At 72.4% G+C, this 24,321-nt stretch carries 25 protein-coding genes and 1 pseudogene; 12 read left to right on the forward strand and 14 right to left on the reverse strand.

Annotated elements, in window-relative coordinates; genetic code table 11:
* Nucleotides 1–16 precede the first annotated feature (16 nt).
* From ACLQ22_RS28520 to ACLQ22_RS28530, 3 genes are all read right to left on the reverse strand, one after another.
* On the reverse strand, nt 17–1,309 hold the full coding sequence (locus ACLQ22_RS28520; protein WP_425695020.1) for an RNA polymerase sigma factor: 1,293 nt from the start codon (nt 1,307–1,309) through the stop codon (nt 17–19).
* A 5-nt stretch (nt 1,310–1,314) separates the two neighbouring features.
* Complete coding sequence (locus ACLQ22_RS28525) at nt 1,315–1,656, reverse strand: YciI family protein (RefSeq protein WP_425695068.1); 342 nt, start codon at nt 1,654–1,656, stop codon at nt 1,315–1,317.
* A 132-nt stretch (nt 1,657–1,788) separates the two neighbouring features.
* Nucleotides 1,789–3,735, reverse strand: coding sequence for a SpoIIE family protein phosphatase (locus ACLQ22_RS28530; protein WP_425695021.1), 1,947 nt, complete (start codon nt 3,733–3,735; stop codon nt 1,789–1,791).
* 275 nt (nt 3,736–4,010) lie between these two features.
* On the opposite strand from ACLQ22_RS28530, the gene ACLQ22_RS28535 reads away from it, so the two are divergent.
* Nucleotides 4,011–5,126, forward strand: a complete 1,116-nt coding sequence (locus tag ACLQ22_RS28535; protein WP_425695069.1) for a DUF4185 domain-containing protein — start codon at nt 4,011–4,013, stop codon at nt 5,124–5,126.
* An 11-nt stretch (nt 5,127–5,137) separates the two neighbouring features.
* Here the strand turns inward: ACLQ22_RS28535 and ACLQ22_RS28540 are convergent, their stop codons facing one another.
* From ACLQ22_RS28540 to ACLQ22_RS28565, 6 genes are all read right to left on the reverse strand, one after another.
* Nucleotides 5,138–6,265: an FUSC family protein gene (locus ACLQ22_RS28540; protein ID WP_425695022.1), complete on the reverse strand. Its 1,128-nt coding sequence runs from the start codon at nt 6,263–6,265 to the stop codon at nt 5,138–5,140.
* Between the two features lie 34 nt (nt 6,266–6,299).
* Nucleotides 6,300–6,674: a sensory rhodopsin transducer gene (locus tag ACLQ22_RS28545; RefSeq protein WP_425695023.1), complete on the reverse strand. Its 375-nt coding sequence runs from the start codon at nt 6,672–6,674 to the stop codon at nt 6,300–6,302.
* Nucleotides 6,674–7,891 (reverse strand): D-arabinono-1,4-lactone oxidase, encoded by a 1,218-nt coding sequence (locus ACLQ22_RS28550; RefSeq protein WP_425695024.1) that lies wholly within the window; start codon nt 7,889–7,891, stop codon nt 6,674–6,676. Before ACLQ22_RS28550 ends, ACLQ22_RS28545 begins: the two co-directional genes overlap by 1 nt.
* A 29-nt stretch (nt 7,892–7,920) precedes the next feature.
* Complete coding sequence (locus ACLQ22_RS28555) at nt 7,921–8,187, reverse strand: potassium transporter TrkA (RefSeq protein WP_121398105.1); 267 nt, start codon at nt 8,185–8,187, stop codon at nt 7,921–7,923.
* 102 nt (nt 8,188–8,289) lie between these two features.
* Nucleotides 8,290–9,054 (reverse strand): rod shape-determining protein, encoded by a 765-nt coding sequence (locus tag ACLQ22_RS28560; protein WP_121398104.1) that lies wholly within the window; start codon nt 9,052–9,054, stop codon nt 8,290–8,292.
* Between the two features lie 146 nt (nt 9,055–9,200).
* Nucleotides 9,201–9,407, reverse strand: a complete 207-nt coding sequence (locus tag ACLQ22_RS28565) for a hypothetical protein (protein WP_121398103.1) — start codon at nt 9,405–9,407, stop codon at nt 9,201–9,203.
* Between the two features lie 338 nt (nt 9,408–9,745).
* Here ACLQ22_RS28565 and ACLQ22_RS28570 point away from each other — a divergent pair, with 338 nt between their 5' ends.
* From ACLQ22_RS28570 to ACLQ22_RS28595, 6 genes are all read left to right on the forward strand, one after another.
* Complete coding sequence (locus tag ACLQ22_RS28570; protein ID WP_425695070.1) at nt 9,746–10,186, forward strand: hemerythrin domain-containing protein; 441 nt, start codon at nt 9,746–9,748, stop codon at nt 10,184–10,186.
* Nucleotides 10,187–10,830: 644 nt separating this feature from the next.
* Complete coding sequence (locus tag ACLQ22_RS28575; RefSeq protein WP_425695025.1) at nt 10,831–12,195, forward strand: endo-1,4-beta-xylanase; 1,365 nt, start codon at nt 10,831–10,833, stop codon at nt 12,193–12,195.
* A gap of 165 nt (nt 12,196–12,360) precedes the next feature.
* The gene (locus ACLQ22_RS28580; RefSeq protein ID WP_425695026.1) at nt 12,361–13,257 is read left to right on the forward strand and encodes a GNAT family N-acetyltransferase; all 897 of its coding nucleotides are present in this window, start codon (nt 12,361–12,363) and stop codon (nt 13,255–13,257) included.
* A 160-nt stretch (nt 13,258–13,417) separates the two neighbouring features.
* Nucleotides 13,418–14,746, forward strand: coding sequence for an extracellular catalytic domain type 1 short-chain-length polyhydroxyalkanoate depolymerase (locus ACLQ22_RS28585; protein ID WP_425695027.1), 1,329 nt, complete (start codon nt 13,418–13,420; stop codon nt 14,744–14,746).
* Nucleotides 14,747–14,844: 98 nt separating this feature from the next.
* Complete coding sequence (locus ACLQ22_RS28590) at nt 14,845–14,970, forward strand: hypothetical protein (protein ID WP_425695028.1); 126 nt, start codon at nt 14,845–14,847, stop codon at nt 14,968–14,970.
* 93 nt (nt 14,971–15,063) lie between these two features.
* A complete protein-coding gene (locus tag ACLQ22_RS28595; RefSeq protein ID WP_425695029.1) occupies nt 15,064–15,579 on the forward strand; it encodes a hypothetical protein in 516 nt (171 codons plus the stop codon).
* Nucleotides 15,580–15,594: 15 nt separating this feature from the next.
* Here the strand turns inward: ACLQ22_RS28595 and ACLQ22_RS28600 are convergent, their stop codons facing one another.
* The gene (locus tag ACLQ22_RS28600) at nt 15,595–16,827 is read right to left on the reverse strand and encodes an erythromycin esterase family protein (RefSeq protein WP_425695030.1); all 1,233 of its coding nucleotides are present in this window, start codon (nt 16,825–16,827) and stop codon (nt 15,595–15,597) included.
* A 55-nt stretch (nt 16,828–16,882) separates the two neighbouring features.
* Between ACLQ22_RS28600 and ACLQ22_RS28605 the strand changes: the two genes are divergently transcribed.
* The gene (locus ACLQ22_RS28605; RefSeq protein WP_425695071.1) at nt 16,883–17,665 is read left to right on the forward strand and encodes a TioE family transcriptional regulator; all 783 of its coding nucleotides are present in this window, start codon (nt 16,883–16,885) and stop codon (nt 17,663–17,665) included.
* Between the two features lie 36 nt (nt 17,666–17,701).
* On the opposite strand, the gene ACLQ22_RS28610 is transcribed toward ACLQ22_RS28605, so the two are convergent.
* Both ACLQ22_RS28610 and ACLQ22_RS28615 read right to left on the reverse strand, forming a co-directional pair.
* Nucleotides 17,702–18,151: a hypothetical protein gene (locus ACLQ22_RS28610; protein WP_425695031.1), complete on the reverse strand. Its 450-nt coding sequence runs from the start codon at nt 18,149–18,151 to the stop codon at nt 17,702–17,704.
* A gap of 90 nt (nt 18,152–18,241) precedes the next feature.
* Nucleotides 18,242–18,838 carry a TetR/AcrR family transcriptional regulator gene (locus tag ACLQ22_RS28615; RefSeq protein WP_425695032.1) on the reverse strand — a complete coding sequence of 199 codons (597 nt, stop codon included), beginning with the start codon at nt 18,836–18,838 and terminating at the stop codon, nt 18,242–18,244.
* Nucleotides 18,839–18,894: 56 nt separating this feature from the next.
* On the opposite strand from ACLQ22_RS28615, the gene ACLQ22_RS28620 reads away from it, so the two are divergent.
* The 3 genes and pseudogenes from ACLQ22_RS28620 (at nt 18,895) to ACLQ22_RS28630 (ending at nt 20,904) form a co-directional block, all read left to right on the forward strand.
* Nucleotides 18,895–19,653 carry an SDR family NAD(P)-dependent oxidoreductase gene (locus tag ACLQ22_RS28620; protein WP_425695033.1) on the forward strand — a complete coding sequence of 253 codons (759 nt, stop codon included), beginning with the start codon at nt 18,895–18,897 and terminating at the stop codon, nt 19,651–19,653.
* Between the two features lie 156 nt (nt 19,654–19,809).
* Nucleotides 19,810–20,085, forward strand: a pseudogene (locus tag ACLQ22_RS28625) (hypothetical protein); the annotation flags it as partial.
* A 216-nt stretch (nt 20,086–20,301) separates the two neighbouring features.
* The gene (locus tag ACLQ22_RS28630; protein WP_425695034.1) at nt 20,302–20,904 is read left to right on the forward strand and encodes a hypothetical protein; all 603 of its coding nucleotides are present in this window, start codon (nt 20,302–20,304) and stop codon (nt 20,902–20,904) included.
* Nucleotides 20,905–21,029: 125 nt separating this feature from the next.
* On the opposite strand, the gene ACLQ22_RS28635 is transcribed toward ACLQ22_RS28630, so the two are convergent.
* Nucleotides 21,030–21,539: a hypothetical protein gene (locus ACLQ22_RS28635; RefSeq protein ID WP_425695035.1), complete on the reverse strand. Its 510-nt coding sequence runs from the start codon at nt 21,537–21,539 to the stop codon at nt 21,030–21,032.
* A gap of 419 nt (nt 21,540–21,958) precedes the next feature.
* Here ACLQ22_RS28635 and ACLQ22_RS28640 point away from each other — a divergent pair, with 419 nt between their 5' ends.
* The gene (locus tag ACLQ22_RS28640) at nt 21,959–22,600 is read left to right on the forward strand and encodes a hypothetical protein (protein WP_425695036.1); all 642 of its coding nucleotides are present in this window, start codon (nt 21,959–21,961) and stop codon (nt 22,598–22,600) included.
* A gap of 687 nt (nt 22,601–23,287) precedes the next feature.
* Here ACLQ22_RS28640 and ACLQ22_RS28645 read toward each other — a convergent pair.
* Nucleotides 23,288–24,241: a helix-turn-helix domain-containing protein gene (locus ACLQ22_RS28645; protein WP_425695037.1), complete on the reverse strand. Its 954-nt coding sequence runs from the start codon at nt 24,239–24,241 to the stop codon at nt 23,288–23,290.
* Nucleotides 24,242–24,321 lie beyond the last annotated feature (80 nt).

A 24,321-nucleotide genomic window follows, 5' to 3' on the forward strand; every position in this document is an offset into this window, starting at 1 on the left:
TCGCGGCGGCGTGCCGTCACGTCCCCGACGCGGGGGGCCGCTCGATCGCGTCCAGCCTGCGGCGCAGCAGGGCCCGCTCGGGTTCGGTGCCGGCCAGGCCGAGCGCCTCCCGGTACGCCTCGGCGGCGTCGGCGTGCCGGCCGAGGCGGTGCAGCAGGTCGGCCCGGGCGGCCGGGTAGGGGTGGTGGCCCCGCAGCAGCGGCTCGTCGGCCAGCTCGTCCAGCAGCGCCAGGCCCGCCTCCGGGCCGTCGCGCATCGCCACCGCCGCGGCCCGGTTCAGCGCGACGACCGGGGACGGCGCGAGGGCGAGCAGCACGTCGTAGAGCGCGACGATCTGCGGCCAGTCGGTGGTGGCGAGGTCCGCCGCCTCGACGTGCAGGGCGGCGATCGCGGCCTGCACGCCATACGGGCCGGGCGGACCGCCGGTCAGCGCGACGGGCACCAGGTCGAGGCCCTCGGCGATCATGCGGCGGTCCCAGCGGCCACGGTCCTGCTCGTCGAGCAGCACCAGCTCGTCGTCCGGGCCGGTGCGGGCGTCGCGGCGGGCGTGGATCAGCAGCATGAGCGCGAGCAGCCCGGCGACCTCCCGGCCGGCGGGCAGCAGCCGGCGCAGGATCCGGGCCAGCCGGATGGCCTCCTCGGCGAGGTCGAGCCGTTGCAGGCGCGGGCCCCCGCTGGCGGCGTAGCCCTCCGTGAAGATCGAATACACCGCCTGGAGGACTCCCGGCAGCCGCTGCGGCAGCTCCTGCGCGCCGGGCACGCGGAACGGGATCCTGGCCTCGTGGATCTTCTTCTTCGCCCGGGTGATCCGCTTGGCCATCGTCGCCGTCGGCACCAGGAAGGCGCGGGCCACCTCGGGCGTGGTCAGGCCCGCCAGGTAGCGCAGGGTCAGCGCCCCGTGGTCCTCGGCCGCGAGCGCCGGGTGCGCGCAGGTGAAGAAGAGCTGGAGCCGCTCGTCCGGCAGCTCACCGCCCGGCACCGGGGCGGGGGCGGGCTCCGCCCGGTCCGCCTCGGCCTGGAGGATGGCCAGCCGCGCGGCGAGGGCCTGGTCCCGGCGCAGCCGGTCGACCGCCCGGCGGCGCGCCGTGGTCATCAGCCAGGCGCCGGGTTTGGGCGGAACGCCGTCGACCGGCCACCGCGTCAGCGCCGCCTCGACGGCCTCGGAGGTGACCTCCTCGGCCAGGTCGAGGTCGCCGAAGCGGCGGACGAGGGCCGCCAGCAGCCGGCCGCGTTCCTCACGGAACACCGCCTCCACGACCGCCGCCGGCGCCTCGCCCGTCCCCCCGGTGTCGGCGGGCGCTCCGCCCACCGCGCTCAGCCCCCGAACTCGGCGACCGGCCGGACCACGACGGAGCCGCCCGCGCGCGCGCCGGGGCAGCGCGCCGCCCAGTCGAGCGCGACGTCGAGGTCCGGCACGTCGATCACGTAGAAGCCGCCGAGGATCTCGCGGGTCTCGGCGAACGGCCCGTCCGTGACGGTCCGCCTGCCGTCCTGGCCGACCCGCACGGTGGTGGCGGTGACCAGGTCCGCCAGCGACTCGCCGGAGACCAGGATCCCCGCCTCGCGCACCTGCTTGTCGTACGCCATCCAGTCGCCGACGTCGCAGCCGGCGGCCCCGCCGTCCTCGCCGACCGCACCGGCGTTGATGAGCAGCATGTACTTCACGATCGTCTCCCCTCCGTGTCGCGTCGCCTCTTGGGTGCCGGGCGACGCCGTACGACATCACTACGGACGGGAGACGGCCGATTGGACACCCCGCTCGAAGATTCTTCCGCGCCGGGGTCCGGGCTACCGGTGGAACCCGTCGTCGCTTCCGTTCGCGGCGGCCTCCGGCAGGAGGTGCCGCAGCCCGGTCAGTTCCAGTACGGCGTGGGCGGGGCTCTGCGGGGTGGCGGTGACGCGCAGGTGCGCGACGATCCGGGCGACCTCGTGCAGGATCCGCACGCCGGTGCTGCTCAGGTGCGTGACCGGGGTGAGGTCGATGGTCAGCGGCAGGCTGCCGCCGCGGCTGGCCTGCATGATCGCGGCGCGTAGCCGGGGGCCGGTGACCAGGTCCACCGGCCCCTGCACCCGCAGCACCCGGCCCGTCGGGGTTTCGATGACGGCGGCCGTGAACTCCTCGTCGACGGCGGCCTGCTTGTGGGGGCCGGCCGCCTGGGCGGCGGCCACGGTGGTGACGTTGGTGGCCTGGCCGATGTGGTGGTGCATGCTGACGGTGGTGCCGGCCTCGGTGTGCCGGACCTCCGCGCGGTCGACGAGCCCGCGGATCATCGTCAGTCCACGGCCGCGGCCGCCCGGGTCGGCGACCGGTGGGCGCCACCGCCCCTGGTCGGTGCAGGTGACGTGCACGACGCCCTGGTGGTCCAGCGTGCCGTGCAGCGTGAACGTCCCCGGCGTACCGCTCGGATAGGCGTGGTCGACGGCGTTGGTGACGGCCTCCCCCGCGGCGTGGACGAGGTCGCTCGCGTCGAGTTCGCCGGCCCCGATCCGGACGAGCCAGTCGCTCAGGTGCCGGCGCATCGGGCGCAGCGCCGTCCTGTCGGCGGGCAGGGTCACGTGCAGCGGTGCGAGGGGCTGCGGCAGGAGGTGGGCGGCGAGGAGCGTGGTGTCGTCGCCGAAGCCGCCGCCGGCGAGGGCGAGCCGTTCCGTGACCAGGGTGCAGATCCGGTCGGGCAGCCGCTGCGGGACGGTCGTGGCCGCGTCGAGTATCGCCCGCCGGGCGGCCGTCGCGGCGTCGGCCAGGATGCGGGCGCCGTCGTGCAGGCTCTGCCGGGGGCGTTCGATCAGGCCGTCGGTGTAGAGCAGCAGAACGTCGTCGGCCCGTAGCTGGTGGGCCTGCACCGGGGCGGGGCCGGCTCCGGTGCCCAGTGGTCCCGTGGGCGTCAGCGGCAGGTACCGGGCCTCGCCGGTGGCGCCGATCACCAGCGGCGCGGGGTGTCCGTGGCTGGCCGCTTCGAGCGTCCCCGTGTCCGGGTCGAGTACCGCGAGGCAGGTGGTGGCCGCCCGGGTCACGTCGGCGCGGCCCGCGAAGTCGTCCAGCACGGCCAGCACCTGCGGCAGGTCACCGCCCGACTGCAACGCCTGCCGGGCGACCGTACGGAGTTGCCCCATGGCCGCCGCGGCCGCCGCGCCGTGCCCGACGACGTCGCCGACGGTCAGCGCGAGCCGGCCGTCCGGCAGGGGAACCGCGTCGAACCAGTCCCCGCCGGCGACGAGGTCGCTGCTCGCGACGAGGTAGTGGGCGGCGACCTGGACGCGCGGCAGGACGGGCAGCAGGTCGGGCAGGAGGCTGCGTTGCAGTTCCAGGACGAGGCCGGCGGCCTGGCGGTAGCGGTGCTCGGCGGTGGCGGCGGCCGCCTCGGCGGCCTGCCGGGCGGCCACCACGGGAGTGGCGTCGACGGCCTGCACGATCACCCCGCGCACCGAGCCGTCGGGGTTGCGCCACGGCGCCATGTCGAAGGTGTAGAAGGCCTCCGTCAGGCTGCCGTCGCCGTTGCGGTCGGTCAGGACGCGCTGCTCGTAGCCGTGCGAGCGGACACCGTGCAGGGCCTGGTCGAGCAGTTCGAAGATGTGCTGGCCCGCGAGTTCCGGCACCGCCCGCCGGAAGGGCTCACCGATCAGGCCGCTGCGGTTGCCGACGGCGGCGCGCACGGCCGGGTTCGCGGCCACCACCCGCAGCTCGGGCCCCTCGAAGATCCACACGAATCCGGGCAGCTGCTCGAAACCGTCGAGCACCGCCTGCGGATCACCGGAAGACCACGCGGTATGCGGATCGGCCACAGACGCTTACCTCTCACCCGTGCGCACCAGCAGCACCCTGTCATGCCCGCGCCCGCCCGTCCAATCCGCCACGTGCGGCTTCGTGGTCGACGGGTCCGGGCTCCTTGACCTCGCCGGCCGGTTGGCCGTAGGTTCCAGCCCTACATCGACATCGGTAACTCGATGTGGCCGGCCTGCGGTCCGGTCCCCACGTCCGGGGCCTTCCGGGACCCCTCGCGACAAGGACGGTCATCATGATCACACGCCGTTCCCTGCTCGGCACGGTTGCCGCCGCCGGCGTGGCCACGGCCGTCGCGCCGGCCCTCGCCCCCGGCACTGCCCGGGCCGCCTCCTGGAAGAAGCGCCTGACCGGCGCCGACCTGGACACCAACCACCGGTGGCGGGTCGCGGGCACGGACCTCGGCATCCCGTACATGCTGGAGAACGGCTCGATCGGCTACCTGTTCGGCGACACGTTCGACACCCCGTGGCCCGAGGGCCCGCCGGTGCCCAACGACTGGCGCTCGCCGGTGATGCTGCGCTCCGCCGTGCACCCCGGCGCCGCCGGCGGGATCGTCTTCGACAGCGCCGCCCGCGTCGCGGGCAACGGCCGGGCCCCGGAACTGATGCACAACGGCCACCACGGCATCGGCATCGACGGCCTCTGGGAGGTGACCGTCATCCCCAACGACGGCATCGCCTTTCCCGAGACCGGCCGCCAGCTCGTGTCGTACATGAGCATCGAGAACTGGAACTCCGCCGGCCCGGCCGGGCCGCACTGGCGGTCGCGCTACGCCGGGCTCGCCTACAGCGACAACGGCAACGACTTCGTCCGTACGCCGCTGAAGTGGTGGAACGACGGCACCAACACCGACCCGTTCCAGATGTGGACGATGCAGCGCGACGGGGACTGGGTGTACGTCTTCTCGGTGCGCGCCGGCCGCCAGCACGGGCCGATGATGCTGCGCCGGGTCCGCTGGGACCGGCTGTTCTTCCCGGAGTCGTACGAGGGCTGGGGTTGGAACGGCAGCAACTGGGGCTGGGGCCGCCCGTGCACGCCGATCCTGACCGGCCGCTTCGGCGAGCCCTCGGTGCGACGGCTGGCCGACGGCACGTGGGTGATGTCGTACCTCAACTGCGCCACCGGGTGCATCGTCACGCGCACGGCGGACGGGCCGGACCGGGTCTGGACGGCCGAGCGGATCCAGGTCACCTCCTGGCAGGAGCCGGGCCTCTACGGCGGCTTCATCCACCCGTGGTCCAGCCGGCGGGCCAACGACCTGCACCTGATGGTGTCGAAATGGACCAGGACGCCCGACAACCGCAGCACCGCCTACCACGTCAGCCAGTTCGTCGGCTCGGCGTGATCCCGCTGCCGTCACCGGTGTCCGGCGGCGGCCCGGCGCACCATTCGGCGCGCCTCGTCGCGGGGCACGCCCGTGGCACGCAGCAGGTCGTTGGCGATGGTCCGCAGCTGGGACACGACGATGGTGCCGGAGAAGCCCATGTCCTGACGGCACGCCTCGCCGGCCTCCCGCACTGCCACCAGCACCCGCTCCCGGGCGCCGACGGGCTCCCGGGCCGCCAGGAACTCGCGGTGCAGCATCCGGACCGCCTCGCCGTAGCGCTCGACGGCGGCGGGCAGGCCGGGCGGCACCGGCTCGTCGTCACGCAGGGCGGTGCCGATCCGGCGCACGAGGGTGCGGCTGTTGCGGAAGGCCCGCTCCATGTGCTCCACGCCGTGCCGGTAGGCCCGCAGCGCCCGGCGGCGCCGCCAGCGCAGCGGCGAGAACCGGGCCACCTCGTCGGCGGCCTCGACGGCCTCGCTGAGCCGGTCGAGTTCCGGCTCGGCGGCGCGCATCCGGTCGAGCACCTCTTCGGCCGCGCGGGCGTCGCCGCGGGCCAACGCCTCCGCCGACGCGGTCAGGTGGCGGGCGAAGAGATCCAGCGCGGAGTCGGCCACCCGCCGCACGGTCCGTAACGGGTGCAGGGGCACGATGACGAGCACGACCAGCAGGCCGATCACTCCGCCGACCAGCGCGTTGATGGTCCGGGGCAGTTCCAGGTCGGGGTTGTTCGGGGTGAGGGTGGCCACCAGCACGCCCGTACCGCCGGCCTGGGTCATCAGGGCGCCGCCGCCGCGGACCAGCACCGCCACGGCGATCGCCAGGAAGACGATGACGCCGGTCTGCCACGGCCCGGTGCCCAGCAGGCCGATCAGCACGTCACCCACGGCGATGCCGAGCACCACCCCGGCGATCAGCTCGACGGTGCGGCGGGTGCGGTTGCCGATGGACGCGGCGATCACACCCACCGCGGCGGCCGGGGCGAAGGTCGGGTCCTGGTTGCCCAGCAGCTCGCGGGCCACCACCCACGCCAGGGCCGCGGCGAGGCCGGCCTGCACCGCGAGCAGGAGGTACGTCTGCAACCGCCGGTAGGTCTCCCGGCCGGTCCGGCGCAGCCGGGAGTCCGGCTCCGCCGCCTGTCCGTCCCCCGCGAGCCGCATGGGCGGGGGTACCCGGTTCGCCCTGCGCCGAACGTCAGGCGGGATGGGCCATGACTCCAGTCAGCGCGACGACACCGGGCAGCCGGGTGTCCTGGCGCAGGAACTGCACCACCACCGGCACCGACGAGCGCAGCAGGCAGCCGTAGGGACGGTCGAGGCGGACCGCCTCCGGGTCGATCAGGTCGTTGACCCGCACGTGCCGGATCCGGCGCGCCCCGACCAGGATCCGGTACGGCCCGACGGGCTCGGCGTCCTCGTAGTAGACGTCCAGGCTGATCTCGGTGTCCTGGTCGGTGGCGTTGAGCACGCACAGCTGGTCGAAGCTGGTGAACTCCGGTTCGGGGCCGTGACCGGGGAACGGCACGTGCCCGCCCGGGACGACCCACGTCCGCGCGCCGACGGGTGGCATCACGCCTCCTCGAGCAGCCGGGTCAGGTCGGGGGTGAGGAACACCCCGTCCGGGTCCAGTCGGCGGCGCAACGCCTGGAAGTCGTCCCAGCGGGGATAGAGCGGACGCAGCTCGCGAGCGGTCAACCAGTGCTTCTTTCCCCAGTGCGGCCGGCCGCCGTACTGCCGGAAGACCGCCTCCATGTCCCGGAAGTACTCCTCGTACGGCAGGGAGGTGTTCTGCAGGCAGGCGATGGTCGCGGTCGGCCGGCCGTAGGCGTTGCTGAGCCAGATGTCGTCGGCGGCGACGCTGCGCACCAGCACCCGCCAGCCGGCGACCCGGCGGTGCCGTTGCCTGACGCGCCGCCGCACCTCCGCGAAGCAGGCCGGCAAGGCCTCCACCGGCAGCATGTACTCGATCTCCTCGAACCGCAGCTCCCGGTGGCGGGGGATGGCCCGGTGGGTGGGGGCCACGTGGACCTCGCGGGGCTCGTCCACGGCCGCCGAGCCCGGTACCCGCGGCGCGTGCCACACCCGCTCGTCCGGCGTCTCGTCGACGCGGTTCATGACCCGGACCTGGGTCAGGTCGCTGCGGGGATACCAGTAGAAGTCCATGTTGCGGTTGGTGTGCTGCAACTCCGCCAGGTGGTCCAGGGTCCAGGCGACGGGCGCGCACCAGGACCGGCGGTGCAGTTGGTAGCGGGGCTGCACGGCCAGCGTGACCCGGGTGAGGACGCCGAGGGCGCCCAGCGAGAGCCGGGCCGCCGGCAGGAGGTCCGGGTTGCGGTCGGCGCTGACGTCCAGCGTCTCGCCGGTGCCGGTGACCAGCCGGACGCCGGCCACCTGGGTGGAGAGGTTGCCGAAGCCGAGGCCGGTGCCGTGGGTGCCGGTGGCGGTCGCGCCGGCGATCGACTGGTAGTCCACGTCCCCGAGGTTCTCCATCGCCAGCCCCGCGTCGTACAGGCCCTCACCGAGCGTCCTGAGCTTGGTGCCGGCGTGGACCGTGGCGCGCTCGCCGTCGTCGGCGATCACCCCGGCGAGCCGGTCGAGGCTGGCGAGGATCCCGTCGGTGCGCACCAGCGGGCTCGACGAGTGCCCGGAGCCGACCGGCCGCAGCGTCGTGCCGGTTTCGCGGGCCCGCCGCACCAGCGCCCGCACCTCGTCCTCGTCCGCGGGCTCGGCGTACTCGGCGGGGGTGAACGACAGGCTGCCGGACCAGTTCACGAACTCTCGTCCCACGTCCCCTCCTCCTCCCGCCGGACGGCGGCTTACCCGCCCGCGGGTGGGGTAGTCGCGAGGACGCCGGGCCCGGTGACGTCGAGGACGTCGAGCAGGCCCAGCAGTCCGGCGAGCACGACGGCCTCGTCGTGGGTGAGGGTGATGCTGCGGGTGGCGTCGGGGTCGTCGCCGTCGGGGTAGACCAGCTCACGCCGGCCGCCGACGTGGTGGGTCACCACCCCGATGCGCAGTCCCGCGTCGGTGGTGAACATGCGGCGGAGCCCGATACCGGGCAGGGGGGTCAGCTCGACGTCCATCGAAAACTCCAGGTGGTCGGTCCCGGCCCGGCGGGCGGCCGGTGGGCGGCGGCGGACGGCCGCACGGCACCGTCGTCACGACGCCGTGCGGCACCGCCGGTGTCAGCCGGTCAGCAGCAGGCGCAGGCCGGCGAGCGTGGCCAGGTGCGGATCGGCGGGCATCGTGACGACCCGGCCGGTCAGGGCGGCCAGCCGGGCCCCGAGTTCGGGGTGCGTCGCCCCGCCGCCGGTGATCAGCAGCCGACGTCGCCCCGGCCACACCGGCCGGGCGCCCAGGCGTCGGACCGCGGCGGCGATCAGCGGCACCTGGTCGAGGACGTTGGGCACGTCGACGCGCTCGGCCGCCTCGACCGCGCGGTCGGCGATGTGGGCGATCTCGGTGCGCCCCTGTCCGATGTCGACGGCGACCACGTCGTCGCCGTCGAAATCGGCCCGGCAGGCCAGGGCGGCGGCCAGCGGCTCCTCCACCGTGGCGACCCGCCCGCCGAACGCGTGGCGTACCGCCGTGACGAGAAGGTCCTTCTGCCGCAGCGTGGCCGTGGCCGGCACACCGACCACGACCGGGGAGACGTCGTCGCCCGGCCGTCCGCTCGCCGCGGCCACCACCCGCAGCAGGTGTACGCAGGCGAAGAAGTCGGCCACCACGCCGTGCCGCACCGGCCAGAGCAGCTTCGCGTCACCGGTGTCGCGCAGGGCGATGGCGGCACGCCCGACGGCCCGGGCGCCGGCCGACGTGCACGCGACGACGGCGGGCTCGGCGACGACCGCGCCGGACGTCGGCGTCCACAGCCGCACCGTGGAAGTGCCCAGGTCCAGGGCGACGGGATGCCGCAGGCCGAGGCGGGCGTACGCGCCGGGGCTCAACATGGTCACCGCCCCCACGGCGCGGCGTACGCCACGGGTCGCGGTCCGTCGCCGACGGACCGGGGCAGGATGGATCGATCGTGATGCAGGGTCGGCATGGTGCTCCAAGCCACGGGCCCGCGTGGTACGACGCGGGAGGCGGACGGGCTTCAGACGGCGAACGTCAGCCCGGGCGGAGCGCGGTCGGCCGACCAGGCGGGCACGCAGCCGGGGACGGCCCGCCGCGCGCACCGGAACACGATGCACAACCCGACGGACCGGGCCGCGGCGAGCACCATGAGCAGCACGGTCAGCATCAGCAGCGCCGGCAGCGACACCCGCTTGCCGGCGCGGCGGAGGCCGTGCCGATCCTGCATGCCGACACCATAGCCGGGCGGCCCGCCGATCGACCACGCCGTCGCCGGGTGGACGGCCGTCCCCGGGATGCGCCCGCCGCTCGGCGCGTCGATGAGCCGGCGCAGTGCTCCGGGGAGGTAGTCGCCGTCGCGCGGCGCTTCGCGTCCGTCGGCGCGCGGCGCTTCCCGACGGGAGGCGCGCGGTGCTTCGCGTCCCTGGGCGGTGCGCGGTGCTGAGCGCAGGCTCCGAGGGTCCGGGCCCGTCGTCCCGGCGCACCGGGCCGGTCGGCCCTGCCGCCCGTGCCGGCTCGGGGCCGAGGATGGGACCGGACGTCGTCGTGATCCTGGAGATGATCAGCATGTGCAACTACTGCGGCTGCCGGGAGTTCCCCCTGATCGGTCGGCTCTCCGCCGAGCACGAGGCGATCGCCAACGCGGCCGGCCGGGTGCGTGACGCGGTCCGGGCCGGCGGCGCCGACGCACCGGCGGCCCTCGACGCGCTGCTGGCCCTGCTGGGCCCGCACACCGCCACCGAGGAGGAGGGTCTCTTCGTCGAGCTGCGGGCGGAGGGCAGCCTGGCCGACGCCGTGGAGAAGCTCTGCGCCGAACACGACGACATCCACGGCGTGCTCGGCACCGTCGACCGCACGGCGCCGGACTGGCCGGCGGTGCTGGCCGCCCTGGACCGGCTGCACCGGCACATCGACAACGAGGAGCACGGGCTCTTCCCGGCCGCGGTGATCGCGCTGCCCATCCCCGCCTGGGACCGGATCACGCCGGCGGCCGGCGCCGCGCGGTAGGTCGCGCCGAAGCCCGGTACGCGCGCGGGTCGCGCTGGTGGAGGCGCACCTGCGGCGCCTTCCGTCGATCGCCGCTGCCACGGGCCGGGAAGCGTTTCCACTACGCAGCCGCGGCGGGTTCGTGGCCTTCGGCCGCACCTGCCCCCGGATCCGGGCAGCGCCTACGAGGAGATGGGGGCGCGTCCAGGCACGAGACCTGTCACTGGACGACATCCCCGCCGGCCGTCGTCGCTGTTACCGGCCTGGTCGCTCACGGCCAGCCGGCGTCGTAGTGGCCGCAACCGCCGGCACCCCGGGCGTCGCCCTCCCTGAGCGTTACGGAATCGCTCCGGAAAATCCGGTCGCCTGTATCCCGCAGTCAGGACACACACGTCACGCTCCATCCCGGAGAAAACCTGTCAGGCCCTGATGACCTGGCATGGGCGCACACACCCGACCCGTCAGCATGCTCCTTAGCTATCGTTAGTTTTCCGGAAATTCTTGCTCGCCACTGAGTCGCGCTGCCATACTCCACATCCACCAGGGTCGATGACAACGGGCTCGCAGGCTCTCCGGCGCAGCCCGCCGAGCGGCCCCGGTCCGGCACACCCCCACCACACCGGTCCGCCCCCGACGGTGCGGAACGGCCCCCGGAAGGAGCAGGAATGATCGAGAGGTGCCATCGGGACACCCGGCCGAGATCGCGCTCGCGCACACGCGCGGCCCTCGCCGTCGCCGCCGTGGGACTGCTCGCGGCGACCGGCGCCACGGTCCTGCCCGGCGCGGCGAACGCCGGGACCACCCTGGGCGCGTCGGCGGCGGAGCGCGGCCGCTACTTCGGCGCCGCCGTCGCCGCAAACAAGCTCAGCGACAACACCTACGTCACGATCCTCAACCGCGAGTTCAACTCGGTGACGCCCGAGAACGAAATGAAGATCGACGCCACCGAGCCTCAGCAGGGGCAGTTCACCTTCGCCAACGCCGACCGGATCGTCAGCCACGCCCGCAGCCGGGGCATGAGCGTGCGGGGCCACACCCTGGCCTGGCACTCGCAGCAGCCCGGCTGGATGCAGAACATGAGCGGCAGCGCGCTGCGCCAGGCGATGCTCAACCACGTCACGCAGGTGGCCACCCACTTCCGTGGTCAGGTGGTGGCCTGGGACGTGGTGAACGAGGCGTTCGCCGACGGCGGCAGCGGGGCCCGGCGCGACTCGAACCTCCAGCGCACCGGCAACGACTGGATCGAGGCGGCGTTCCGGGCGGCCCGGGCCGCCGACCCCGGCGCGAAGCTCTGCTACAACGACTACAACACCGACGACTGGAGCCACGCCAAGACCCAGGCCGTCTACGCGATGGTCCGCGACTTCAAGCAGCGCGGCGTGCCGATCGACTGCGTGGGCCTCCAGTCGCACTTCAACAGCGGCTCGCCCTACCCGGGCAACTACCGCACCACGCTGTCCAGCTTCGCGGCGCTCGGCGTCGACGTGCAGATCACCGAGCTGGACATCGCCGGGGCCTCGCCCACCACGTACCGCAACGTGGTCAACGACTGCCTCGCGGTCTCCCGGTGCACCGGCATCACCGTGTGGGGCATCCGGGACAGCGACTCCTGGCGGGCCTCCGACACACCGCTGCTGTTCGACAACGGCGGCAACCGCAAGCCCGCGTACGACGCGGTCCTCGCCGCCCTCAACAACGGCACTCCCCCGCCGACCACCCCGCCGCCGACGACCGGCCCGACCACCCCGCCGCCGGGCGGAAGCTGCACCGCCACCCTGCGCGACGGCACCCGGTGGGGCGACCGGTTCAACAGCGACGTCACGGTCAGCGGCGCCACCAACTGGACCGTGGTCGTCGAGGTGACGCCCCCGCAGAAGGTCTCCGCCACCTGGAACGGCACCCCGAGCTGGGACGGCAGCGGAAACGTCATGACCATGCGGTCCAACGGCAGCGGCAACGTCTTCGGGTTCACCACGATGGCCAACGGCACCTGGACGCGCCCGCTGGTGCGCTCCTGCACCGCCTCCTGACCGTCGGGTGACCGGACGGCCCCGGGACGGCGCCCACCGCGCCGTCCCGGGGCCGCCGGGTTCGGGGGCCCCGGGCAGAGATGCCGGCGGTACGCGGACACCACCGCACCCACCTCCGGGGCGTCGCTGGCGCGGACCATATATCGCTGACTAAAGTCAGGCTTCATGGAAGCGGAGCTCATCGCCGCCGTGCGGCGGTTCAACCGGACGGTGACCCAACGGGTGGGGGCGCTCGACGACGAGTACATGGCGCGCGCCCGCCCCCTCGCCCAGGCCCGCCTGCTGTGGGAGATCGGCCCCGGCGGCGCCGAGGTCGCGGCGCTGCGGTCCCGACTCGGGCTGGACTCGGGACACCTCAGCCGCCTCCTGCGCGCCCTGGAGGGCGACGGGCTCGTCACCGTCGGGCCGTCCGACCAGGTGGGCGGGGACGGGCGGGTCCGGGTCGCCACGCTCACCGACGCCGGCCGCGCCGAGTGGACCGAACTCGACGAGCGCTCCGACGAGTTCGCCCGGTCGATCCTCGCGCCGCTGACCGGGCGACGCCGCGAGCGGCTCGTCGCGGCGATGGCCGAGGTGGAGCGGCTGCTCGTCGCGTCGATGGTTCTGATCGAGCCCTGTCCGCCGGGCGACCCGCGGGCGCGTGCCTGCGTACGGGCCTACGCCCGGGAGGTGGCGCGGCGCTTCGACGGCGGGTTCGACCCGGCCCGGAGCAACCCGGTCCACGACGAGGAACTCGTCCCCCCGGCCGGCGTGTTCCTGCTCGCCACCCTCAACGCCGAGCCGGTCGGCTGCGGCGCGGTGAAACTCCACCGCGACGCGCCCGCCGAGATCAAGCGGGTCTGGGTGGCGGACTCCGTACGCGGGCTCGGGATTGGGCGGCGGATGCTGAGCGAGCTGGAACGCCACGCCGCCGGGCGGGGCTGGACCGCCGTCCGGCTGGACACCAACCGCAACCTCACCGAGGCGATCGCGATGTACCAGGCGGCCGGCTACCGCGAGGTCGAGGCGTACAACGCCGAGCCGTACGCCCACCACTGGTTCGAGAAGCGCCTGACGCCGTGACGGCGCGAGCGGCGGGGCGACCGGTCGTGGGGCCGACGCTTGCGGGACCTCCCGCATTCATAGATACTTGTCGATGTTCCTGAGCCGGACGTGATCGGGCAGCCGGGCAGCCCTCGATCGGAACCCCGCCCTGTCCACCGTCCGAGGAGAGGAACCATCCATGAGAGCCAGACTCCGACTGCTGGGCGCCGCCCTGGCCGCCGCCGCGCTGACCGCGCTGGCGGCGGTGGCGCTCGCCCCGCCGGCCGCCGCCGCGACCCTGACCGAGGTGACGAACTTCGGCCCCAACCCGAGCAACCTGCGCATGTACCTGTACGTGCCGGACTCCGTCGCGCCCCGGCCGGGGCTGCTGGTCGCGGTGCACTACTGCACCGGCACAGGCCCCGCGATGTACGCCAACACCCAGTACGCGGCGCTCGCCGACCGGTACGGCTACATCGTCGTCTACCCGTCGGTGACCCGCAGCAGCCAGTGCTTCGACGTCTCCTCACCACAGGCCCTGCGCCGTGACGGCGGCAGCGACCCGGTGGGCATCAAGTCGATGGTCGACCACGTCCGGCAGCGGTACGCCGTCGACCCCGACCGGATCTTCGCCACCGGCATCTCGTCCGGCGCCATGATGACCAACGTCCTGCTCGGGCTCTACCCCGACGTGTTCAGCGCCGGGGCGGCGTTCTCCGGGGTCCCCTTCGGCTGCTTCGCCACCACGAACGGCTCCGAGTGGAACAGCGAGTGCGCCAACGGCCAGGTCACCAGGACCGCGCAGGAGTGGGGGGACCTGGTCCGCAACGCCTATCCGGGCTACACCGGGCGACGGCCCCGGATGCAGACGTGGCACGGGACGAACGACGAGGTGCTGCGCTACCCGAACTTCGGCGAGCAGATCAAGCAGTGGACCAACGTGCACGGGTTGAGTCAGACGCCGACGTACACCGACAGCCCGCAGGCCGGCTACACCCGCACCCGCTACGGCGGCAGCGGCGACCGGGCGCCGGTCGAGGCGATCAGCATGCAGGGGGTGTCGCACAACCTGCCGGTCGATGCCGCGCAGGCGATCCGCTTCTTCGGGCTCGACACCACCGCGCCTCCTACCACCCCGCCTCCGACCACCGCGCCTCCCACGACGGCGCCGCCGACGACCCCGCCGCCGTCCACTCCCCCGCCCTCGCCGGGCGCCTGCCGCGTGGGCTACAGCGTCAACGCGTGGAACGCCGGCCTGACCGCCTCGGTCACCGTCACCAACACCGGCACCACGACGGTGAACGGCTGGTCGCTGGCCTTCACGCTGCCCGCCGGCCAGAGCATCACCGGCGGTTGGAACGCGACGTACGCCCCGACCAGCGGCGCGGTGACCGCCCGCAACGTCTCCTACAACGCCACCATCGCGCCCGGCGCGTCGGTCAGCGTCGGCTTCCAGGCCACCCACACCGGCGACACGGGACGACCCTCCTCGTTCACCCTCAACGGCGCCACCTGCACGATTGCCTGAACCGGCCCGGGGCGGCGCCGGAGCCGGCGCCGCCCCGGGCCGCGGGAGCCGGCGGTTGACGTACGCGAATGGAAGGTCCTCGTTGTTGTCCTCCCGCGATGCGGTGGACCGTGGCCCGACGGAGCCTTGCCGTGCTGGCCGGCTGGCACGCGTTCGCCGTGCTGGCGACGGTCACGGGCTGGCTCGGCTGCGCACTACTGGCCTGCGGCCTCCTGTACCGCTGACAAGTGCCGGCTCCGGGCGGCCCAGCGCGAAGGGGCTCGGCGTGCGCGCACCAGCGCGGACGTGACCTCCCACCCGGCTGCTTGAATGAGTGGATGACTGACTCGCTGGTGCAGCCCCTGAGCTTTGGATACTCGTTCGACGTGGGGGACGCGCGCCGGCTGCGGTTGCTCGATGAGCGCGGTGCCGAGCTCACGATCGTGGAGCCTCGCCGCGGCGCGGAGAAGGCGGCGTGGCCGCCCCGGTCACGGACGCCGGCCTTCCAGGCCGACACCGTCGTGGTCACGCTGGCCACCGGTGAACGGTTCGAGTTCGTCAACGGCAGGAGCGCGCCCTGCCGCCGACGCAATGCCGGCACCACGTGGACGCTCCGGGGACGCCGGTACGAGGTCGTCCACACGAGCTCACGCCGGGCGCAGCTCCGCCGGGACGGGGTGCTCCTCGCCTCGGCGCGTTCCTCCTCCCGCCGGTACGGCCCCGTCCGCACCACCCTCGAAGCGGAGTGCGACGTTGCGGACCGGATCGGGGTCGTGCTCCTCGAACAGGTCGTCCGCCCCGGCCGACCGATGGCCTTCTTCGCCGCTCTCGACATGCTTGCGATGTCCGGGTGAGGCCGATGGCCGTCGTCACCCGCCCGGGGCACCGTTGCGAGGAGCCTGGCCCCGCCGGGCGTCCCTGACGAACAGGATCCCGTCGGTGCCGGCCACGTGGGCCGGGTCGAGCGGGGAGTAACCGAACCAGGGCGACACCCGGGCAGCGGGTGCCATGTCGGCGATGGCGGTGGCCAGTCGGCGGGCGTCGACGAGGTGACGCTCCCCGGGCAGCGCGTACAGCAGCCCCTCGACGGTGTCCGGCGGCGGGGTGTCGACTCCCTGGTGGCGGATCGTGCCGATGGCGGTGGCGAGGAAGGCGTACTCCTCGCCCAGGTGCGCGTCGACGATCGCGCCGGCGCTCCACCACTGCACCGGCACGCCGCCCATCCGCATCCTGCTCCTGTTCCGCTGGAGGTGGCCGTTGTGGGCGTGCACCAGTGCCGGCCCTCGTGCGGCGATGGCGAGCAGGTTGGCGGCCATCATCGAGTCCCGCACGCCGAGCAGCCGCGCCATGCGGCTCGGTGACGTGTCGGCCATCGCGTGGTGGTAGCGCAGCAGGCCGATGGCGGTACGCCCGTACAGGCGTGCCCGGTGCCAGTCCTCCCGTGCGGACACGGCAAGCAGGTGTGGCGTCTGCGCGTCGAGCAGGGCCACCAGCTCGTCGGCGAGCAGCCGCAGCCGTCCGGCGTCGGGCGTCCGCCCCACGGACCGGGACGGGTCCATCATCGCGGCGGGATCGGTCCACCGGTCGTCGGCGCCGAGCAGGCGGTCAAGCGTCTCCGCGGCGCAGGGAAGCAGGTCGGCGTCGACCCGGGCGGCGAGGTAGGCGTGGAGCGCGGTGAGGGCCCGCCGTGGGCTCGCGGCACCGGTGATCTCCAGCGGGCCGTCGAATCCGGCGAACCGGAGTTGCTCCGACGGGGGCCGGCCGTCGTTGTACGCGCGCATCCACCGCACCAGCTCACGGTTGGCCGCGAAGGCGCCCCACCCGTGGCTGAACCCGCGCTCCATGACGTCGTCGAGGAGGCCGGCGCCCGAGGTGACGTGGTCGTCCACGACCAGGCCCATCAGGCAGTCGCTCTCGATGGCGATCGTCCGGTAACGCTCCTGCTCGACGAGTTGCCGGAAGAGATCGTTGCGCAGGTCGAGCAGGACGTCCTCGCCGTGGGTGGGCTCGCCCAGGGCGAGCAGCCGCGGCCTGGTCGGGAGCAACCCCATGACGGCAGCGGCGTCGACGACATGGGCGGCCTCTGCGATACCAGCAGTCATGCCCTAAACGGTATCGTTGAACCAACGGTGCAAACTTCTCGTCGACGTCAGCAGGATGATGGGGCCGAACCTTCAAAGCAGCGGCAGGCTCAGGCCGGTCGACCTGGCGCGCGCACACGGCCTGTCTACACAGGCGGTCAGGAACTACGAGGCGGCCGGCATCCTTCCGGCCGCCGGACGCACCCCGCACGGCTACCGCACCTACACGCCGCTGCACGCGCAGGCACTGCACGCGTTCCTCGCCCTCGTGCCCGGACACGGGCATGCGACGGCCACGGCGATCATGCAGGCGGTCAACCGGGACGCGACCGAGGACGCGCTCCGGCTCATCGACGAGAGCCACGCCCAGCTTCTCGACGACCGCCGCACCCTCCAGGCCGCCGAAGCCGCTGTCGGCGACCTCGATCCGGTGCCGCAGGAACGGAGCACCACGTTCGTCGGCCCCCTGTCGAGAAGGCTCGGCGTCCGCCCGGCCACCCTCCGCAAGTGGGAACGCGCCGGCCTGGTCCAACCGCGCCGCGACCCGCAGACGGGCTACCGGGTCTATCACGCCGCCGACGTGCGCGACGCGCGGCTGGTCCACCAGCTCAGACGGGGCGGCTACCTGCTGGCGCAGATCGCCCCGCTGATCGCCCAGGTCCGCTCCGCCGGGGGCGTCGCGCCGCTCGAGTCGATGCTGCGCGACTGGCACGCCCGCCTTTCCGCCAGGAGTCGCGCCATGCTGACCGGCGCTGCCGCGCTCGACGCCTACCTCAACTGCCGGCCGGCCCCGTCCGGCGACGAGCCGAGCGCCTTGCCGGCCACGGATCCAATCCCGCCGCCAGATGGCTCCCGCTGATCGTCGCCGTCGTCGGTCGGGCGGTCGCCGCCCGCCTCACCGTTCCTCTCGGGCCCGATCATCCGCCGCTCGGTCACCCGGTCGCCGTACGAGCAGTTGCCAGTAGTCGCCCGGGCGGTCGTGCGCCGTGAGCCACCGCCGGAGCGCCTCGATCGACGACCGGTGCGAGGCCGAGCTGACCTCGTACCACCTGTGGAGCAGCAGCTCGTGTATCCGGACAGCCTGCGCGGCGTACTCGAGCACCCAGCCGTCCACGGCCCGGACGACGGCCACTTCCTCAGCCCGTCCCCGGAGCAACGCGGTGCAGTCGATGTCCGTGGCGATCTGGAGCCCGCCGCCGACGGCGAGGACGCAGAACTCGACGGTCCGGTCCCCCGGTCCCACCTCGATTGTCTGCGCGAAGACGAGGGCGTCGTCGTCCGGGGGCACGAGCATGCCCTCGCCGGCCGCCCCGGGTGGCACCACGTAGTGAACCCAGAACGTCATGGGCAGATGCTAACCACCCCCGTAGTGCTGGCCTGGTCGAGTCGACGGGGTGCCACGCACAGCGAATCGTGGATTGCGCACGGCCCGTCGCTATCCGCGACTCGGGATGACTGCCAGGGCGGCCTCGGCGAGGCCTTGAAGCTGCCGGGTGTCGGCGCCGTCGCGCGCCTGGACGGACATGCCTTGAATCACCGCGGCGAGCGCCCTGGCCAGGCTCTCGGTGTCGGTTCCCTCGGGAAGCTCCCCCTGCTCCAGGGCGTCGTCGCAGCGGTTGCGGATCATGTCCAGCGCGCGTTCGCGCTCGATGCGGACGGCCTCGGCCGCGACGCGTGCATCCGGGCTCGTGGCCAGCATGCCCGTCGAGATCATGCAGCCGCGCCCGGGACCGGTGGCGAACTCGCGGGCGGCGCGGCTCAGGTACTCGGCGACGGCTCGGCGGAACGGGAGTTGATCATTCAGGGCGAACCCCTGCTTGTCCTGGTATCGCTTCACAGCCCGTTCGAACAACTGCTCCTTCGATCCGAACGCCCGGTACAGGGCGGGCGCGGTCAGCCCTGTGGCCTCCTGCAACCTCGCCAGGCTCGCGCCCTCGTATCCGTGCTCCCAGAACTGGGCCAGCGCCGTGTCCAGCGCAACATCGGGATCGAAGGAGCGCGGCCGTCCCGCGCGACGCGTCACAGATTCCATAGTGAGTGCTACGATATCGCACCAACCGTTTCGTAACGATCGCTACGGAGGAATCCGTGACCCGACCGACCGCTCTCATCACCGGCGCCTCGCGCGGCATCGGCGCTGCCGTCGCCGAAGGCCTAGCCCGCGACGGGGCCGCACTCATCGGCATCCACTACGGCCACGACCGCGGCGCCGCGGAGGCGACCGCCGACCGCATCCGCACACACGGCGTCACTCCCGTGATCATCAGAGCGGACCTCTCCGAGGGTGAACGGGCCGCGCAGACGATCGCCGACGAGTGGAAAGCTGCCGTCGCCGATCATGGGCACTCGGGCACGGACGTCTTGGTCAGCAACGCCGGGATCAACGGCGCCCAGACACTCTCGCAGCTGGATTCCGAAACCTACGCCCGCGTGCTGGCCGTGAACCTGACTGCGCCTCTCTTCCTCCTACACGCCCTCGGCGACCACCTCAACGACCAGGGGCGCGTTGTCGCGATCTCGACCGGGTACACGCGGATCGCTGCGCCCACCCACGTGGCGTACACCGCCTCGAAGGCCGGCTTGGAGGGGGCGCTACGAGCCATCGCGCCTGAGCTGGCGACCCGCGGCATCACCGTCAACGCGGTCGCGCCCGGCGTCGTGGACACCGACATCAATGCCGACTGGATCGACGCGCCCGGCGCGCGCGAGCAAGCCGCGGCGCTGTCCGCCTTCGGCCGCATCGGAACCGCTGAGGACATCGCCGACGTGGTCCGCTTCCTCGCAAGCGACGCCGGCAAATGGATCACGGGCCAGACCATCGACGCCACCGGCGGAACCCACCTGTGAGCCTCGGCGAAGCGGCTGACGGTCTCCGCGAGCCGACGGCACGCGAAGGTGGGTCGGCACTGGGCCGACCGCCGACATCGTGGTCCTCCCCCGACCGGGCTACCGGGCGTCAGGTGTTGGCCGGGCGGCGGGCGACCAGGCGCACATGGGTGGCACTGGACAGGCCCGCCGCTGTGGCTCCACGCCGACCTGCACCCGGCCAACCCGGCATACGACCTCGCCGCCGTGTGGCTCCTGCTACCGGACGACACCACCGACCACTTCTACGCGGCCTACCAGCCGACCCCGGACACCGCCACCATGCGCCGTGCCTGCGGCTGGGCGATGGCAGGCGCCCTTGGCGGCATCCTCATCGGCGACGCTGGCGTCCACGGCCGCCCAGGCGGCAAGCCCAGCGGATGGTGGTGCGTACGACGAAATAGCGACCGATGACCAGGCCAACGATCGAGAGAACCTCTTCACTACGGGGTCCGTCCAGCGGAAAGTCATTTCGACTTCGTAGGCCGATCCTGGATGTTCGACCCAGCTCTAATCGCCTCGTAATGCGGATCCCGGAATCCTCACTCACCGGCAGGACAGCTGTACGCGGCATGGGGGTGCGCGTTTCTGCCACAAGCCCGGCGGCGATATTGTCGCTAGTCTGTGTTCGTGGTCGAGACGCCGGGAATGCGTTGGGGTCGGAAGGCCGCGAGGCGGTTGGCGAGGCTGGGCTCGGTCCGGATCGGCCCGGGCCTGACCGGTGAGGAGTTGACCCGGGTCGAGGAGCAGTTCGGGTTCGAGTTCGCTGATGATCACCGCGCGTTCCTTGCGGCGGGACTGCCGGCGGGCGGCGGCTGGCCGGACTGGCGCTACGGCAATCCGGACGGCTTGCGGCACTGGCTCGCGCTGCCAGGGAAGGGCGTGTTGGAGGCGGTCAGGTTCAGGGGCTACTGGGCTTCGAGTTGGGGCGATCGCCCGGACGGTGCGACCGATGCCGAAGCCGCTGCGGCCGACCACCTCGCCGCGGCACCTGGGTTGGTTCCGATCTTCGGCGGTCGGTACCTGCCCGCCGGTCGGGGAACCTACGGACATCCGGTGTTGTCCGTGTACGGGGCCGACATCATCTGCTGGGCGCCGGACCTGGTCGACTATGTACTGCAGGAGTTTGGCGAGGGCGGTGCCGGCAAAAGGTACTCATACGAGGACTGGGAGATGTCGGCAAGCGCAGAGTTCTGGGCGGAGTACCTGGCGTGGTCGGGTGCCGAATCGTAATCCACGAGGATGTGGCAGGCCCCAGCGCTGCGCCGACGGCATAGATATCGGCATGAGCGCGCTTCGCGGGAGATCCGGGTGCCGTCCGCCTCCCGACGCCTCTTGGTGTCGCTGATCGGATACCTTCACCGGTGCCCGGACCGGAAGATCCGTCGGTCCTCCGATCGTGTCGGGCGCGAGAGCTGGACCATATCGTCGACAATTTCGACCGGCTCCGTCACCTGGAACAGGTCGACCGGTGGCAGGCCGGCCAGATAGGCAACGTTGATCGCCCATTTCTGGTACTGCCACTCGCAGTTGCCCCAGTGCTCCCAGAGCCGAAAGTTGAGGCGCCAACGCCCCCACTGGCCGACCAGCAGGCGGAGCACCGTGTCATTCGGGCGCTGCGGAAAGACAGTGAAGCACTGACACCAGACCTGGGTGTCGCTGGTGACCACAAGCTGCCCAGCCACCATCTCCAACCGCACCCCAGCCGAGCTGAACGGCCGGGCCTCCGGCCAAGTGAGCCTGGTCGCCGTCTGTCGCACCGCGAAGCCGTCCTCCTCACGGGCAACGACCTGGTGGACAAGCACCTCGGCCCGCCCCCCGGGTGGTGGCAGCTGGAGTGCCTTGACGGACGCATCGCGTCGCGCCACCCTTCGCACACCTCCCTTCCGCTTCACCCGTTCCTCAGGGGCGGCCAGGTCACCAGGAGGCAGCCGGAACACCTCCGCTATGGCGTTACGTCGTACCGCCCCGGGCGCGCCTCGCGACCGCTTCGTCCAGGCCGTCAGCACCCGTTGGACCACGATCATCAGCCGACTCTCACAAATCCTGTCAGGACGGTCAAGCGACATGAGTCGAGGGGATCTCAGTCACGCGAGCGATCTGCCCGCCGAGGACTTGCACGTCATGCGGTACGGCGCCGACGCAGCATCGGGCCGGTGACGTCTACGGGCAACCGCCTCTGCCGCCGACCGTGCGATCTCCCAGATCGGGTCGCGGGCGTCGGGTTCAGGGTGCGTACACCTCGGCTCTCGCGCGGGAGCGCCACGCCGTCGGGCATGATGTCGTCGTGTCGGACGCGGGGGTGGCCACGGCCGCAACAGTGCAGGCGGTGCGGCGGTACGGATGGATCGGCCTACTGGCGGCCTGGCTCGGGGTGGCGTTGGTCGAAATGAGAGACCTGCCCAACGCCTCACTGCTGCTGTTCGTCATTCCCCCGTTCGAGCTCGCAGTGTGGCTCATCGCCCTGACGCTGACGGTGCGACTGGCGTTCCGTGCCGTCCCCGCAGGCGCTTCGGCGGCGCTCGCCACTGCCGTGTTGCTCGTCGGTGCCTGCGCGTGGTTCACCAACTGGGGGCTGTTCCACCCCGCGTCGTACTGGGCCTCGCACCGCTGGGCGTTCAACGCCGTGGCCGACGGTGTCAAGGAGGGGCGAATCGGGAGTTCCCGCGAGTACTACGGCCAGCCTCTCCCGCTGCACCTTCGGGACCTGTCCACCAACGGCCGGGCAGCGGTCGTCGGCCGCCAGGACGACAAGCCGGTGGTGTTCCTGCCGCAGTGGATCGGCATCCCGGATGACGCCGGCGGATACATCTACCTCGACGCACCACCCCGACCGGACCTGGTTGTCGACCTTTTCGGCGAGCCCGTCCGGGTCGCCGGCGGACAGCACCTCGGCGACGGCTGGTGGTACGTCCTGCCGGGCGACTGACGACGCAGCGCCAAGCCGGAACATAGATCTATATACGTAGGTGAACGGGTCGCCACGGCGATGACCGGAGATCGCACGGATGTCTGGGCAGGTCTGGGGCCTGGCGGCCGCTGACCTGACCGGGCCGATCTACGTGACCAGCCAGCCAACTCGGGCTCCAGAGGGTCGCCTCACTGATCGCGTCCCTGCCGACGTCAACCTCCCCGTCCGGTCGACCTGTTCCTTCGGGTTGATCTGGCCGACCAGGACGGGCGGCTTGGGCCGGTTCCACGGCAGCACGGGCTGGTTCGTCCCCGCGGTGGCGTCGGTCATGCGGGGCTCTCCTCGTCAGCAGATGAGGGGGTACCGTTCGCCGTCGTAAACCAGACCCGATGCCGCATACGCTGCGCTGGTCCGTCGACGACCCCCTGCTCGACCACGGCATTGAAGGCCGAACTCACCACCGTGGCCCTTTCGGGCGATGCCGGCGCCGTGCCCGTGCGCGCTCCCTTCCCGGTCTGTCTCAAGCCCGATCACCGGGGCAGGTCAGCGACCACAACAGATTCGACGTCGCCCCGACTCGAACGTCGGCTTCCTCGCCCAGACCGGCACGACCCTCGAATCCGACACCGGCTGGCTGCAAATATCCTGTCGTTTCGATCGCTGCAGCAGGGGCTCTTCCGAACACCCGAGCCGGGCGGGTCGCTGTTATAGCGGAATGAGGCCGGAGCGGGCGGCGTACCAGCCGAGTTGCATTCGGCTGTTGGCTCCCGTCAGTTCCATCAGGCGACGGAGCCGGCGCTGCACCGTGCGTTCGCTGGTGCCGAGCCGGCCGGCGACGGTCTTGTCCGGCAGCCCGGACAGCAGCAGCGTGAGCAGGAGGATGTCGACCTCGTCCATGGCCTGTACGCCGTCGGCAAGGCCGGCAGCCGTGACCCGGAGCGGTGTCGCCGCCGCCCAGACCCGCTCGAACAGGTCAACCAGCAACCGAACCAGAGACTCGCCACGTATCAGCAGGAAACCGGGGGCCATACGCGTCTGGTCCGACCGCATCGGCAGAAGGACGGCCTGCCGGTCGATGATTATCATCTTGTTCGGCAGGGCGTCCGCAATCCTGACCTCGTAGCCGTTCTTCAGGAATCCGCTGATCTCTTCGGGAACGCGGGAGTCGTCGAAGGCGCTGCGTTCGTAGACGTAGCGGTACGTCGGCGCGAACCTGCTGAAGGTTTCGAGATCGGGATTCAGGATGTATGGCGGCCGGAAGAACGCCACGATCTCCGTCTGCGCACCCCGTTCCATGGTGTCGACCCACGTGGCGAGTTGCTCGGGCGTGGTGATCGCCTCCACCTGACCGGCCAGCCAGGACGATCCGGTGCGGTACACCGCGACCAACTCCGCCAGCCTGCCGTGGACCTGTTGCAGCTCGGCCTGACGCTGCACGATCAGTGCGCCGAGTCCGACGTCCGGGGCCACCGCCGTGTGCAGCCCGCTGTCGTGGCCGGTGACCAGACCGAGTGAGACGAGCTTGGCCAGGCAGTCGGCGACGGTCGCGGGAGCGATGCCGAGACTGTCCGACACCTCGGTGACGGTGGTCTGCCGGCGGCGGAGGATCTCGGCGTAGACCGCCTCCTCGCGCTCGTCGATGCCGAACCCACTGAGCATCTCGCCCCTTCCACGTGCCGCTGTGCGCCGCATCAGTCTCGGATACCGCCATCGGCCGCTGACCAGGTACTCGGCATGTG

Source organism: Micromonospora sp. DT178, from assembly GCF_049841695.1.
Taxonomy (GTDB): domain Bacteria; phylum Actinomycetota; class Actinomycetes; order Mycobacteriales; family Micromonosporaceae; genus Micromonospora.